General features: G+C 59.0%; 14 protein-coding genes. 3 read left to right on the top strand and 11 right to left on the bottom strand.

What is annotated here, in order from left to right:
- Positions 1 to 22: 22 nt before the first annotated feature.
- On the top strand, positions 23 to 1648 hold the full coding sequence (locus tag ACQUTG_RS08840; protein WP_428919044.1) for an OmpP1/FadL family transporter: 1626 nt from the start codon (positions 23 to 25) through the stop codon (positions 1646 to 1648).
- Positions 1649 to 1678: 30 nt separating this feature from the next.
- The gene (locus ACQUTG_RS08835; protein WP_428919043.1) at positions 1679 to 2731 is read left to right on the top strand and encodes a MalM family protein; all 1053 of its coding nucleotides are present in this window, start codon (positions 1679 to 1681) and stop codon (positions 2729 to 2731) included.
- Between the two features lie 12 nt (positions 2732 to 2743).
- Here ACQUTG_RS08835 and ACQUTG_RS08830 read toward each other — a convergent pair whose 3' ends face one another.
- Together ACQUTG_RS08830 and ACQUTG_RS08825 are read right to left on the bottom strand one after the other, a co-directional pair.
- Entirely contained in the window at positions 2744 to 3754 is a 1011-nt protein-coding gene (locus tag ACQUTG_RS08830; RefSeq protein WP_428919262.1) for a polysaccharide deacetylase family protein, read from the bottom strand.
- Between the two features lie 37 nt (positions 3755 to 3791).
- Entirely contained in the window at positions 3792 to 4448 is a 657-nt protein-coding gene (locus ACQUTG_RS08825) for a DNA-J related domain-containing protein (RefSeq protein ID WP_428919042.1), read from the bottom strand.
- Between the two features lie 155 nt (positions 4449 to 4603).
- Between ACQUTG_RS08825 and ttcA the strand changes: the two genes are divergently transcribed.
- Positions 4604 to 5524, top strand: coding sequence for a tRNA 2-thiocytidine(32) synthetase TtcA (ttcA, locus tag ACQUTG_RS08820; protein WP_428919041.1), 921 nt, complete (start codon positions 4604 to 4606; stop codon positions 5522 to 5524).
- Between the two features lie 11 nt (positions 5525 to 5535).
- Here the strand turns inward: ttcA and ACQUTG_RS08815 are convergent, their stop codons facing one another.
- The 9 genes from ACQUTG_RS08815 to ccoN form a co-directional block, all read right to left on the bottom strand.
- Entirely contained in the window at positions 5536 to 6210 is a 675-nt protein-coding gene (locus ACQUTG_RS08815) for a sulfite exporter TauE/SafE family protein (protein WP_428919040.1), read from the bottom strand.
- Entirely contained in the window at positions 6210 to 6458 is a 249-nt protein-coding gene (ccoS, locus tag ACQUTG_RS08810) for a cbb3-type cytochrome oxidase assembly protein CcoS (RefSeq protein ID WP_428919039.1), read from the bottom strand. Before ccoS ends, ACQUTG_RS08815 begins: the two co-directional genes overlap by 1 nt.
- A 37-nt stretch (positions 6459 to 6495) precedes the next feature.
- Positions 6496 to 8943, bottom strand: coding sequence for a heavy metal translocating P-type ATPase (locus ACQUTG_RS08805; RefSeq protein WP_428919038.1), 2448 nt, complete (start codon positions 8941 to 8943; stop codon positions 6496 to 6498).
- On the bottom strand, positions 8940 to 9455 hold the full coding sequence (locus ACQUTG_RS08800) for a FixH family protein (protein WP_428919037.1): 516 nt from the start codon (positions 9453 to 9455) through the stop codon (positions 8940 to 8942). The genes ACQUTG_RS08805 and ACQUTG_RS08800 overlap by 4 nt, the downstream gene beginning before the upstream one ends.
- Positions 9456 to 9503: 48 nt before the next feature.
- Entirely contained in the window at positions 9504 to 10934 is a 1431-nt protein-coding gene (gene ccoG, locus ACQUTG_RS08795; RefSeq protein WP_428919036.1) for a cytochrome c oxidase accessory protein CcoG, read from the bottom strand.
- A 139-nt stretch (positions 10935 to 11073) separates the two neighbouring features.
- Positions 11074 to 11964 carry a cytochrome-c oxidase, cbb3-type subunit III gene (gene ccoP, locus ACQUTG_RS08790; protein WP_428919035.1) on the bottom strand — a complete coding sequence of 297 codons (891 nt, stop codon included), beginning with the start codon at positions 11962 to 11964 and terminating at the stop codon, positions 11074 to 11076.
- Positions 11961 to 12146, bottom strand: a complete 186-nt coding sequence (locus ACQUTG_RS08785) for a cbb3-type cytochrome oxidase subunit 3 (RefSeq protein ID WP_183705609.1) — start codon at positions 12144 to 12146, stop codon at positions 11961 to 11963. The genes ccoP and ACQUTG_RS08785 overlap by 4 nt, the downstream gene beginning before the upstream one ends.
- A gap of 4 nt (positions 12147 to 12150) precedes the next feature.
- Complete coding sequence (gene ccoO, locus ACQUTG_RS08780) at positions 12151 to 12759, bottom strand: cytochrome-c oxidase, cbb3-type subunit II (protein WP_343810288.1); 609 nt, start codon at positions 12757 to 12759, stop codon at positions 12151 to 12153.
- A 15-nt stretch (positions 12760 to 12774) separates the two neighbouring features.
- Complete coding sequence (gene ccoN / locus ACQUTG_RS08775; protein WP_428919034.1) at positions 12775 to 14205, bottom strand: cytochrome-c oxidase, cbb3-type subunit I; 1431 nt, start codon at positions 14203 to 14205, stop codon at positions 12775 to 12777.
- Positions 14206 to 14389: the final 184 nt, after the last annotated feature.

Genomic DNA, 14389 nt, shown 5'->3' with positions numbered 1-14389 from the left:
ACCACGGGAAGGGAAGGAAGTCATGGGACATAACAGCCATAAACGGCAGATCCTCGGGGCGGTGATCGCCACGACCATCTCGTTTGGCGCCCAGGCCCAGCTGGCTCAGAATCTGACTATTCATCCCAAGGCGCTGGCACTGGGCAATGCGGTCACGGCCGATCCGCCGGGCGTGATGGCCATCCATTACAATCCGGCGGGTCTTACCAGGCTGGATGGCCGTCAGCTCGAAGTGAACCTGATGAGCGTCTACCTGGATATCGATGCCGATTTCACGGCCCCGGAGGGCTATGAAATCTTCGGGATCGACGGCCTGGAAACGGACCCGCTGACCGGCAAGCAGCGTGATCCTGTCGCCAATACCCATAGTCACACCAATAATGTCGCCCTTTACCTGCCGGGTTACGGGATTCTCCGGGCACCGCCGGGGCCGGCTATCGCACCCTCGGCCGGGATCAGTGTCAACCCGCCGGGATCAAAGCTGACTTTTGCCAACGCCTTCTACCTGCCCCTGGCCGCCGGTTTCTATCGCGACAAGGACGATCCCGGACGCTATCAGCCCCAGGCCACCGCATTACAGCGGACAACCTACCTGTCGCCGACGGTTGGCTATGAGATCAATGACGAATGGTCGGTGGGGGCAGGCATCCACCTGTCCCACATGGGGATTGCTGCCGACCAGTACATGCGGGCGCCGAACATGCTGTTGGGGGTTGCCGAAATACTGCAGGACGCCTTCAACTGCGAGAGTGGGGACGAGCCGCTCCAGCCCTGGCTGGCACTTTGCGGAGGCAATGTCGGGCCCTGGGATGATATCGGTGCTTTGAATATCAACGTTCAGGAAACCCTGTCGCCCACCTACGCGCTCGGGGTGATGTGGGAGCCCACGGACTGGTTCAGTTGGGGGGCGAGTTATACCTCCGAGGCCGACATGAACATGAAGGGCACCTTCGAGATCGAGTACACAGACGATTGGTCAGGGTTCTGGCAGAGCGTCAACGGCTCGGTCCTGGGGGCAATCACCTCGGCGATTCTCAGCCTGCCGTCCGGTGCGCCACGGGAGGCAGGCAACGTCAGTATGGACCTGGTTTATCCCCAGCACTTCCAGACCGGCATCAGCGTGGATGTCCACCCGAAACTGACCCTCAATGCCGACATCGGCTGGACCGACTACGCCCAGTGGGATGCCTTCGTGTTCCGCTTTGACCGTAACCTGGAGTTCCTGAATGCCGCCCGGATTCTTTCTCCGGACAACGCCACACCCAACACCTTGCGCCTGCCGCTGGGTTTCAAGAGCCAGTGGAACTGGGCCTTCGGCGCCGAGCTGCATGTCTCTTCACGGCTGGACCTGCGAGCCGGCGTGGAGATCCGGGATTCGGTCATTCCCGACGACCAGCGTCAGGTCATGGCGCCGTTCGGTGGTGCCAACCTGTACAGCGTCGGTATGGGCTACAAGTGGGACAAGGACACCGAGATCGACATGAATCTCAGTTACCTTCACTCCATTGAGACAATTCCGGCGGATACCAGCTGTAACGTCAACTGCGATAACATCACCAATATCATCTACAACCCCTATGCCGGCCTGGACATCAAGACCTCGCTGCGGGTTGTCATGGCCGGCCTCAGTTTCCGGACGAAATTCTGACCATTGTGCGGACATCGAAAGGTAATCTCTGTGACCCGTAAAGCCTGCCGCCAGATCCCGATGGTTGTCGCTCTTGCCGCCGCACTGGCTGGATGCCAGATCGGCGGTTCACCGGCCAGCGAGCGGGAGGGTTATTTCACCTGGGTGGATGAGCAGGGACGGGTACGCTATTCGCCGATTCCCGAAAAAACCTCTGCCGAGGGCCACGATAACGAAGCGGGGCCGGATGCAGTGACACAGGACGCCGATTCGTCCGGTCAGGAGCCGGCCAAGCCTCCGGCTCTCCAGCCGGAGGAGGAGTATACGCTGGACAACTACCCCGACGCCGAGCAACTGGCCCGCGATGGCTATGTCCGGCCCGGGGAGCCGAGGCCCTATTTCACCTGGCGGGATGCCGAAGGCAATATCCGGGTGAGCTACTACACGCCGGATACCCGCACCGATGTCCAGAAAGGGCGGGTGCAGCCGCCCGTTGAAATCACCTCTGCCTCCATCCACCAGCCCGGTGCCGCTCCGGTACCGGAGGCACCCGTGGAGGGTTACGATCCGGATGCCATGGCCATTCTGGGCGTGGACGAGGAAGCCAGTTTTTTCAGCCAGTTTGCCGTGAGCTGTTGCCAGAACCTCAGCACAGTTGAGCGCCAGTCCTGGATCAGTGGCCGCGAGTTTGAAGTGAACATCGGTGATGCGTCGGACAGGCATGATTTTGCCACCGGCACCAGCCCCTTTGCGCTTGTTGCCTTGCCTGATGCGCGCCAGCACCCCGATTTTGTCTTCAGGCTGCGCTCTTTTGTCCGCGATGGACTGTTTGTGCCGTCACTGGCCTTCCTGGATGAGGAGCTGCGGCCTGTGCGGGTGGTGACTGACATGGCGATGGGATTCGAACCCGAGAGCTGGCATTCCCGCGCCTACCTGCAAGCCTGGATACCGGCTTTCCCGGCCCGGGGTGAACGCTGGATGGTGATCTTCACCCGGTCCGATGACCTCAGGAACCAGACCGTGGTCGAAACCGGGCAGGGTCCGAAACCCATTCCCCACGTCAGTACTGGTGAGCTTGGACTTGAGCTGGTTGCCGAGGATTAGCCAGAGTGCCTTTCAGTCCTCCGGCTGGCTCAGGTCCAGCCAGGGCTGGGACAGCCAGTAGAACCGGCCATCGCCGGCCGGATGGGTGCAGTTGTAGCGGAAGCGGCGGCTGTTGAAGGCTTCCGGCGCCTGGACTCTGATCATTCCATCCTCAAGAGTTTCGATCTCGATTCTGCCCATGCCTGAGGCAAAACAGGTGAGCCGGTCGGAAGACAATCTCTCCGGCAGCGGAAACTCCAGTATCGGTGGATTGCTGGGGATCACCCCGTCAGGCAGGATTCCTGCATCGACAGGAAAGGCACGGCTGAGTAACTTGTTCTTCAGGCTGCCCAGCTGGCCGTAAGCATTGGCCATGGGAAACCGGGGCAGCCGGGTCGGGGACGAATAGACGCCAATGGGGCCGGAATGCTGGCTGTAGCCATACCAGCCCCGGTCCGAGAGATGATCCTCCAGGGCGGAATCGAATTCCCCGTATGGATAAGCAAACATCGGGGTGTCGATACCGAGTCGCTGCTGCAGTTCTTTCTGTGCGCCATCCAGGCTGTGTTCAATCCGCTGTTGCCACTGATCTTCGGGCTCATCCGGTTTCCGGGCAAGATGACCGTGATCGGTGCTGTGGTTGGCCAGGGTCACACCTTCGCGGCTTGCCAGTTCCTCCAGCTGGTTCCAGGTCATGTAGCCGGGACGGCCGACCGCATCGGTATTGACGAAAACCGTATAGGGATAGTCCCGGGCTTCCAGCAACGGTGCGGCGGTGGAATAAACCGATTCGTAGGCATCATCGAAGGTCAGGGCGACGGAGTTCCGGATGGCGTCTTCCTCCAGCGCGTTCTGCGTGCCGTCGAGCAGGGGCACTACCTCCAGTTCAAGATCTTCAAGCATTTCCATCTGGGCCTCGAACAGGGATTCGGAGGTACTGGTGGAAGGCGGCGTTGCATCGCTGACATGGTGATACTGGAGGATGACCAGATCGGCTTGCACCGATGGGCCGAGCGCCAATGTGAGAAAAGCGAAGACAATCATTCTTGCCATCATGGGTCTCCCTTGGTCTGGAGGTAAATCAGGCTGAAAGCCGGAAGTGGGTTTTGAGCACGTTAAAGGCGTGGTTCAGTTCCTGCACTGAGGCTGTGTCACCCCCGCGGTCAGGATGCACCTCCATAATGAACCGCCGGAAGCGGTGCTTGACGGTGGCAAAATCCCCCGGAACAGCGTCGAAACCGAGTACCTGTGCTGCCTGGAGCAGTTCAGACTTTTCCGGAGAGCGTGTTGGGCGCCCTGACCAGAAGTCATCCATCATTTTGCGGATGCTTTCCTCGGGCATTCGGTACCGGTCCAGATCAAGGTAAAAACGGCGCAGCTCGTCCTCCTGATCAGGCAGGCCGGTGCCGGAAATGACGGACTGCGGTTTCAGCCGGATATCCAGGGGCGAGATTTCCAGGCTCTCGCCAGTCTCCGACAACTGGTCCCGGAGGCGGTAGAGCACATGGAACAGGAGGAAATGCACGGGATAGAGCCTTTCCGGCTCGCGGAAGCTGACGTCGCCGATCAGTTCCCAGGGGGGCGCCTGCAGGGAGCGGATCAGGGCCAGCTCACTGGTGCCCCGGGGTGCTTTGCGCAGTTCGTGCTCCACAGCTACGAGCAGGTGCTGGATCTGGTGATCTAGAATGGGGCCGGACGCTTTGGCGTCCTTGAAATCGGTCAGGGCGCTATCTGTCATGGAGGCTATGGTAGGGGAGAGTGGGGCTACAAGGAAGGACTCCTGTGTTGTTCCTTACGTCGCCGGGTTGCAGTATATCCCTATCCGGTATCCTGTCCCTGAAACCCGGTGATGCGTATAATCGCATCCTCATTGATCTTACGAACGTGGTTGTTATGTCTGAAGCTATGATCGCCAATGCCGCTGACCAGTCGCCCGCTTCCGAGCAGGATCGGCGCCAGAAACTGGAGCTGAACAAACTGCAGAAACGTTTGCGCCGTGAAATGGGGCAGGCGATTGCTGATTTCTCGATGATTGAGGCCGGTGACAAGGTCATGTGCTGTCTGTCCGGTGGCAAGGATTCCTATGCCATGCTGGATATCCTGCTTAACCTGCAGAAAAGTGCACCGGTATCCTTTGAGTTGATTGCGGTCAACCTCGATCAGAAGCAGCCTGGTTTCCCGGAGGAAGTGCTGCCGGAATACCTTGCTTCACTGGGTGTCGAGTACCACATCATCGAGAAGGACACCTACAGCATCGTCAAGGAGAAAGTGCCTGAAGGTAAGACCACCTGTGGCCTGTGTTCGCGCCTGCGGCGGGGCATTCTCTACAATTTTGCCGAAGAGCACGGGGTTACCAAGATCGCCCTCGGCCACCATCGGGATGACATGCTCGAGACTCTGTTCCTGAACATGTTCTACGGCGGCAAGCTCAAGTCCATGCCACCGGTACTTCACAGTGATGATGGTCGAAATACTGTGATCCGCCCGCTGGCCTATGCCCGCGAAAAGGACATTGCCCGTTATGCGGCGCTGCGCGAGTTCCCCATTATTCCGTGCAATCTGTGTGGTTCCCAGGAGAACCTTCAGCGCCAGGTGATCAAGGACATGTTCCAGACCTGGGACAAGCAGCACCCCGGCCGGCTGGAAACCATGTTCCGGGCCCTGTGTAATGTCGAACCGTCCCACCTGGCGGATCCGAACCTGTACGACTTCAAGGAAGGCAAGCGGCTGGGCGGTAAGCGCCAGGCGGTGGTCCAGTCCGCGGAGCCGGAATCCAATCAGGATTTCGGTCGCCTGGACGTGCTGAATATCTAGTGTCCCTCTTATCAGAACAGGGGCAGCGTCCAGAGTCCGAAAAGGATGAGCAGGGCACCACTGACCTTGCGGACAGCCTGGTGCTTTTGCAGGCCGCGCACCCAGCTGGCCGCATAGCCTGTCGCCAGCATGGAAGGCAGGGTGCCAAGACCAAAAAAGAACATCGTCAGAGCGGCCGAAGTAACGGTAGGCTGTAGTGCAGCCCATCCCAGGGTGCTGTAAACCAGGCCACAGGGCAGCCAGCCCCAGAGTGCGCCCAGCGCCAGCGCCTGGCCCGGATGGTGGATCGGCATCAGGCGTCGGGTCAGGGGCGAGAGCTTCTGCCAGACCGGGGCGCCGATCTTCTCCACGTATCGGATGCCCTGCCACCACTGGCCCATGGACAGGCCCATGAAAATCAGTAGAAGCCCCGCAACGGTACGCAGTACCATCCCTGCCAAAGTCCACTGGCTGGCGGCCCCGGTACTGAGCACCGCGATCAGTGCCGCGATCAGGGTATAGCTTCCGATTCTTCCGAAATTGAAGGCCAGCAACATCAGCGACTGGCGAAAGCGGAATCCCCGGCCCACCGGCAGGGCCATGGACAGGGAGGCACTGATGCCGCCACACATGCCCAGGCAGTGGGTGCTGCCGAGCAGACCGATGAGAAAGGCGCTGGGATAGCTCAGGTAAAGGTCTGCTGTCATCAGCTCTTCGGCCCGGTGCTGTCCCGGTCTTCCTCCCCGGTACTCTGCTCCGGTTCTTCACCTTCGTGTTCAGGTTTGTCGGTTCTGGCCTCCCGGGGAATCATGTCCTTGTCATCATCATAGAGGATGCGATGAGCCGGGCCTTCCACGTCGTCGTACTGGCCGTTCTTGACCGCCCAGGCAAACAGGGCAATCCCCACGGCAACCAGAATGAGCATCAATGGTACGAGGACCATTACAATCTGCACGGCACTTACCTCGTCATGAAGTGTGTCTTTTACGTTATCAGGACAATGCCCGAGTACCAACCGGTGTTGGTTCCGTCGGGGCCTGGCCGGGGCTGGTGCCCAATCTGAGCGCGTTGAGTACCACGATCAATGAGCTGGCGGACATGCCGATGGCGGCAAGCCACGGAGGGACCAGGCCCGCCGCCGCCAGGGGCAGGGCGCACAGGTTATAGGCCAGGGCCCAGATCATGTTCTGACGGATCACCCGGCGGGTCTGTCGACTGGTATTGAGCGCTTCCACCAACTGCATGAGCTGGCCATTCAGAAGAACCGCATCGGCTTTCAGCTGGGTCAGGTCGGCGGCACTTCCCATGGCCACCGAAAGGCCGGCTCCGGCCATGGAAGGCAGGTCGTTCAGACCGTCGCCAACCATCATTACATTGCGCCCTTCGCCGGTGAGCTTTTCCAGCACTTCCAGTTTCTGTTCCGGCGATGCCTGCCCAATGGCTTCGGTGATGCCTAGCGCCTCGGCGACACGGGCCACGTGGCCACTTCGGTCACCACTGAGCAGAATGGTGCGGATGCCCTGATCCTGCAGGGCCCGGATCGTTTCGGCAGCATCCGCCCGGGGCTGGTCGTCGAGCCGGAAGCAAGCCAGCCATTCGGCTTCGGAGGCCAGCCAGATTTCCATGCCGGTATGCTGACCAGGTTCCGGCACAGGGGCGCTGGTGTGCTCCGCCACAAAATCCAGATGGCCGATGGCGTAGTTGTGCTCCCCGTGTCGCCCGGTCAGCCCGCCGCCGAGGTGATTGCGGACGTCTTCCATGGCTGTTGCAGGGCGATCGTGGAAGACACGGGCGATGGGGTGCTCGGAAAATTTTTCCAGGCCGGCGGCCAGGCGCAGGCAAATGTCGTCATCAAGGCTGCCAACACCTTGCTGGCCCACCAGGCTCAATTCGCCCCGTGTAAGCGTGCCGGTCTTGTCGAAAATGACCGTATCGACGGTATTCATGGACTCCAGGGTGTGCCCCCGGGTCGGCAGGAATCCCAGTTTCCGCAGGCGCATAGTGGCCGCAGTGATGGCGGTGGGTGTGGCCAGGGACAGGGCACACGGGCAGGTTACCACCAGCACAGAGAGAGTGATATCGAACGCGTTGTCTGCCCCGGCCAGCCACCAACCGATCCAGACCAGCGGGGCCAGGATCAATACCCGGCCAACAAACTTGCCCGCGATCCGGTCAGCCATTCTGGCAACCGGGGGTTTCTCCGACTGGACCCGGTCGAGGACCCGCAGGATGCCGGAGAGCCGGGTCTGGGTGCCGGATTTCTCAACCAGTACATCGAGGGGATTCTCGCCGTTGATACTACCTGCGTGGACCTTTTCACCGGGCCCCCGCGACTCCGGTAAATACTCTCCGGTCAATGCAGCCTCGTTCAGGGTGGATTCACCCCGAACGATGCTCCCGTCTACGGGCAGGGTTTCGCCAGGCCGCACCCGGACTACGTCGCCGGGCCGGATGTCGTGGGCCGGAACTATATCGGTTTCGTCTCCGTTCACCCTCGCGGCAACCGCCGGCTGGAAACCGGCCAGGGCATTGCCGGTCAGGCCGGCCCGGTAGCGGGCCTGGACTTCCACATAGCGACCGAGCAACAGGAAGAAGGTGAACATGCATACCGATTCGAAATAGACCTCATCGCCTCCGAACACCGTCACCCAGGCGCTGGCGGCGTAGGCAAGGCCGATGGCGATGGCGACGGGAACGTCCATGGTGAGGTACCGGCTCCGGATATCGCGACGGGCATTGCGGAAAAACGGCCGGGCACTGTAGAGCACCACCGGGGTGGCAACCAGCAGGCTGAACCACCGGAAAAAGGAGACAAACTCCGGGGAGAGATCATTGACCAGCTCAAAATACAGGGGAAAGGCCAGCATCATGCTCTGGAAGGAGCCGATACCGGCTACCGCCAGCCGGATGAGCATGGAGCGGTGCTCGGCCTTGAGCTGCTGCTCGACCTCATCGGCCTGGTAGGGGCGAGCGGTGTAACCGAGCTGGTGGATCGCGATCAGCAGGTCGCTCAGTCTGGCCTGGTCCGGTGACCAGACAAGTCGTGCTCTCTGGGTCGTGTGGTTGACCGAGAAACTCTGTACCCCCGGCTGCTTTTTCATGTGGTTTTCAAGCAGCCAGATACAGGCGGCGCAGGTGATGCCGCCAATCAGAAGATTTGCTTCCTGACCACTTTTGACGGGCGAGACAAAGGATTGCTGGACCAGCGGATGGTCCAGCTCGCGCAGACGGGTGAGCTCGGAGGCAGACAGTTCCCGGGGTGTTACTGCCGGTTCTGTCCGGAAGTCGTAAAAACCGGTGAGACCCTCGTTGTGGATGGTCTCACAAACCGCTTTACAGCCCTGACAGCAGAAATGCCTTGTGGTGCCTTCAAGCTCCAGCGTGATCGGCGGGTTCCCCTCGGCGGGTTCACCGCAATGGAAACAATCCAGGGCACTCACCCCTTGACGGGTTTTTCCGCCCGAATGGTCAGGCCATCTTCGGAGGGCAACCAGGCTTCCCCTTTCAGGCGCCAAGTGTTATCCGGTCCCTGAAGATCGTAATACCAGCGGCCTTCAATGTCGTTGAGCATGGTACCGGAGTAGTACCCGCCACCCTCATTGCGGAACTGAATGGTGCGGTCCCGCTCGGCCAGAGTCGGGTGGAACAGCTTCAGGACCACATAGGGGAATTGTGCCGGACCCTCTTCGGTATTGAGCTTCAGTGTAACCTCGCGCTTTTCAAAGCTCATTTCACCGACCATGCCCATATCATAGGCCTGCTGGTCACGGGCAATGGCCAGGTTGATGCCACGCCCTTCCTTGGAGTAGTCATCCGTCACCATGGTGTCTTTCATGTTGCTGGCAACAACGATCATGACGGTACACCAGATAATGGCCGCCAGCGGAAAAATGGTCAGGAACCAGAACCAGGGCTGGCGGTACCAGGGTGCGACCGGAGCGTGTTCACTCATAATGCTTCATCTCTTTTCTAACCGGTGTGTCGGGGCCAATTCTGCAAATCAGCGCGTTGGACCGACAAACCGGCTTTCAGTTTCAAGTTTCAATGACGAATCTGTCTCGGATACCGCCTGGAACCGGATCTCGTTGTTGGATTCAGAGATGGATTCCGGTGGAACGTCCACGACGGTCGGCAGTGAGCGATTTTCGCCACTTTCAACGGTTACCCTGGTGTCGGTCAGGATCTGGATGCCCTCAAGGCCGCTCACGGAGATGGAGAAGGTCTGGGGCACCTCGGTCATGTTGGCAATCTTCAGGGTATAGGAGTTTTCAATCCTCCCCTGGCCATTGAAGCTGTACAGTGCGCCCCGGTCACGCAGGGCATCCATCTGGGCCGGCACCCGGGTAGCAATGGTGAAGATAATTGCTGAAATCATCAGTGCCAGCATAATGCCGTAGCCGAAGGTGCGGGGGCGCAGCAGCTTGGATTGCTTGCCCTCCAGCTCATTCTCGGTGGTGTACCGGATCAGGCCCTTGGGATAGTTCATTTTCTCCATGACTTCGTCACAGGCGTCGATACACAGAGCGCAGCCGATGCACTCGTACTGCAGGCCGTCCCGGATATCGATACCGGTGGGGCAGACCTGGACACACTGACCACAGTCAATACAGTCGCCGAGCCCCAGTTCGTTCGGGTCGATGCCCTTTTTGCGACTGCCCCGGGGCTCGCCACGGTTCGGATCGTAGGAAACCACCCGGGTGTTCGGGTCAAACATGACTGACTGGAAGCGGGCATACGGGCACATGTACAGGCATACCTGTTCACGCATCCAGCCAGCGTTCAGGTAGGTGGCGACAGTGAAGAAGGCCACCCAGAAGTAGGCCCAACCATTGGCATGCAAGGTGAAGATATCGGCAATCAACTCCCGGATGGGATAGAAATAACCGACAAACGTGAGGCCAGTTGCAAGGGCAATCAGTAGCCAGGCTGCATGCTTGGCAGATTTTTTTGCAATTTTCGCACCGGAATTCGGTGCCTTGTCGAGCTTCATCCGTTTGTTGCGGCTGCCCTCGATCCGTTCCTCGACCCACATGAAGATAAAGGTCCACACCGTTTGCGGACAGGTATAGCCACACCAGACCCGACCAAACAGCGTGGTGATGAAGAACAGGCCGTAGGCACAGATGATCAGCATGCCCGAAAGCAAAATGAAATCCTTGGGATAGAAGGTCATTCCATAGAGGTGGAATTCCCGCGCAGGAAGGTCGAAATGGATCAGCGGCTGGCCGTCGATGGTGATCCAGACGAACAGGAAGTACATGCCCATGAGCAGGGTCAGGCTCACATTCCTGATACGCTGGAAGAAGCCTTTCACTTCCTTGACATAGATCTTCTTTCGGCTCGCGTAGAGCTCGACGGTCTCGGCTTTTTTATTGTTGTTGGAGGAATCTGACGAAGGGTCAACCTGTTTGACCGGAATCTCACTGCTCATCGTAACCTCCCGATGAAAGGATAAAGCGGGGAGCGGGCCTCGGCGGGTCTGCTGATCTTTTCAAGCCTGTGCCCGCATGGGCAGACACAGGGTTGAAAAGACCGCGCCAGGGCAGGAAAGCACCCTGGCCGGATCATTCTCAGTTGGACAGGCTGTACACGTAAGCCGCGAGGATCTGGATCTGGTCCTCGGACAGACGTCCGGCCTGTGCCGGCATCTGGTTCTGGCGGCCGTTCATGACGGTTTCCTTGATCCAGTCATAAGTGGAGCCGTAGAGCCAGGTATTGTCAGTCAGATTGGGCGCCCCCATTGCCTGCATGCCCTTGCCATCCGGACCGTGGCAAGCCACACAGGCCTGGGCGAAGACCTGGGCGCCGGCCTTGGCTGCTTCGGCGTCCTTTTCACGGCCGCTGAAGCTCAGCACGTAGTTTACCACCTGATCGACCTGCTCGTTGGTCATGTTGGGCATGGTGCCTTTGGCAGGCATGTTGCCCATGCGGCCATTGTGCAGGGTTTCCAGGATGGCATCAGGTGTGCCGCCGTAAAGCCAGTCGTCATCGGTGAGGTTGGGGAAGCCAACCTGGCCACGGGCCGCAGAGCCATGACACACTGCGCAGTTGTTGGCGAACAGACGCTGACCGATTTTCAGGGCGTCTTCATTGGTTGCCAGTTGTGGCACCGGGGTGTCGCCATACTGGGCATAGATTTCGCCGTATTTCTCTTCAGCTGCGGCAACTTCGGCTTCCCACTGGTTGGTGGAAGTCCAGCCCAGCAGGCCCTTGAAGTTGCCCAGACCCGGATACAGCGCCAGGTAACCCAGGGCAAACACACAGGTTGCCATGAACAGATAGAACCACCACTTCGGCAGCGGATTATCGTATTCCTCAATGCCATCGAAGGAATGGCCCATGGTCCGGTCTGTTTCGACATCAGTGGTCTGGTTCTTGCGGGTCGCCCACAGCAGCCAGACACAGCCAAATACAGTACCGAGCACGATCACACTGATCCAGATGCTCCAGAAGGTACTCATTGTTTCTTCTCCGTCTTTTCCTGTTCGAGAGTACGCTTTTCCACTTCGTCATCGTCGAAGGGCAGGTGCGCCGCTTCGTCATTGGCCTTCTTGCGGTGGGCACTGTAGGCCCACCAGACGATTCCGAGGAAGACCGCCATTACCAGAAGGGTGTGAATTCCGCGTAGCTCATTGATATCCATGGGATCACCGTTTGTCTGAAATCACAGTACCCAGCTGTTGCAGGTACGCGACCAGCGCTTCGATTTCGAATTTACCCTGTATGTCGGCGGACGCAGCGGCAATCTGCTCGTCCGTGTAGGGCACACCGAGTGTTTGCAGGGTCGTCATCCGGTCATCGATACTTTCATGATCGACACGGTTCTCGAACAGCCAGGGGAACGCCGGCATGTTGGACTCCGGAACCACGCTGCGCGGGTTATACAGATGCTGGCGCTGCCAGGCATCGGAATAACGGCCGCCAACGCGGGCAAGGTCCGGACCGGTACGCTTGGAGCCCCAGAGGAACGGGCGGTCGTAAACGAACTCACCCGCGACGGAGTAGTGACCATAGCGCTCGGTTTCCGCACGGAACGGACGGATCTGCTGGGTATGGCACACGTGGCAGCCTTCGCGGATGTAGATGTCACGTCCTTCCAGCTCCAGAGCCGAGAGCGGCTCAAGGCCCTCTACCGGCTCGTTGGTCTGCTTCAGGAAGAACAGGGGCACCACTTCCACCAGGAAGCCACCGCTGATGGTCAGGATGATCAGGATAATCATCAGACCAATATTCTTTTCGATAATTTCGTGTTTCATCTGATCTCTCTCCCGTTACGCCGCCTGAGCCGCTGCGTTATCAGCTGCAACCGCTTCTTTCTGACGAACGGTCATATAGACGTTGTAAGCCATGATCAGCATGCCGCTGAGGAAGATGACACCACCCAGGAAACGGACGAAGTAACCCGGGTAGGAGGCTTCCAGAGCTTCCACGAAGCTGTAGGTCAGGGTGCCGTCCTCGTTGACTGCGCGCCACATCAGGCCCTGCATGATGCCGTTAACCCACATGGCAACGATGTAGAGCACGGTACCGACGGTTGCCAGCCAGAAGTGGACGTTGATAAGGGCCGTACTGTACATGGCCTGCAGACCCCAGAGCTTGGGAATCAGATGATAGACGGCGCCGATACTGATCATGGCAACCCAGCCCAGGGCGCCGGAGTGCACGTGGCCAATGGTCCAGTCAGTGTTATGGGACAGTGCGTTGACTGTCTTGATGGACATCATCGGGCCTTCGAAGGTGGACATACCATAGAAGGACAGGGAGACCACCAGGAAGCGCAGGATCGGGTCAGTGCGCAGTTTGTGCCAGGCACCTGACAGGGTCATCATGCCGTTGATCATGCCGCCCCAGGAAGGAGCCAGGAGGATCAGGGACATAACCATGCCTGCGGTCTGGGCCCAGTCCGGCAGTGCGGAGTAGTGCAGGTGGTGGCCACCGGCCCAAACGTAAGTGGCAATCAAAGCCCAGAAGTGGACGATGGAGAGACGATAGGAGTAGACGGGGCGGTTTGCCTGCTTGGGAACGAAGTAATACATCATGCCCAGGAAGCCCGCGGTCAGGAAGAAGCCTACGGCGTTGTGGCCGTACCACCACTGCATCATGGCGTCGGTCACGCCGGCGTATGCAGAGTAGGATTTGAAGGCGGTGGCCGGCAGGGCCATGTTGTTACCGATGTGCAGAGCGGCAACGGTGATGATGAAGGCGCCGTAGAACCAGTTGGCCACATAGATGTGTGGCGTGCTGCGCTTCATGATTGTGCCGAAGAACACCAGTGCGTAAGTTACCCAGACCACTGCAATGGCGATGTCGATCGGCCACTCGAGTTCGGCGTATTCCTTGGATGAAGTCAGGCCCATTGGCAGGGTGATGGCTGCTGCCACGATGATTGCCTGCCAGCCCCAGAACGTGAACGCCGCCAGGCCGTCCGAGATCAGGCGGGCCTGACACGTACGCTGGACTACGTAATAGGAGGTGGCAAACAAGGCACTTCCACCAAAGCCGAAGATAACGGCGTTGGTATGCAGCGGCCGGAGCCGGCCGAAGTGGGTAAAGGGCAGGTCGAGGTTGAGGGATGGCCAGACGAGCTGCGCTGCGATCAGCACACCCATAGCCATTCCTACAATACCCCATACCACTGTCATGATGGCGAATTGTCTCACCACCTTATAGTTGTATGTCAGGTTTGCATTTACTGTGCTCATAGCCTTACCAATGGGTTTAGGATGGGGAATTATGCGGGCGCAAGTATGGAGAAACCATTAGCTGTTTGCAATGACTCAGGTCAACTCCTGATATCCGTCAAATTCACCGAAATCAGCGACATGGCGAGCATGTGAATCATTCGCGAAGAGGGAGATGCGCCCAGGGTAATTGCTGCTTGCTCTG

The organism is Marinobacter sp. DUT-1 (assembly GCF_050379415.1).
Lineage (GTDB): Bacteria > Pseudomonadota > Gammaproteobacteria > Pseudomonadales > Oleiphilaceae > Marinobacter.
This window is presented reverse-complemented; position numbering and strand designations above follow the sequence as displayed.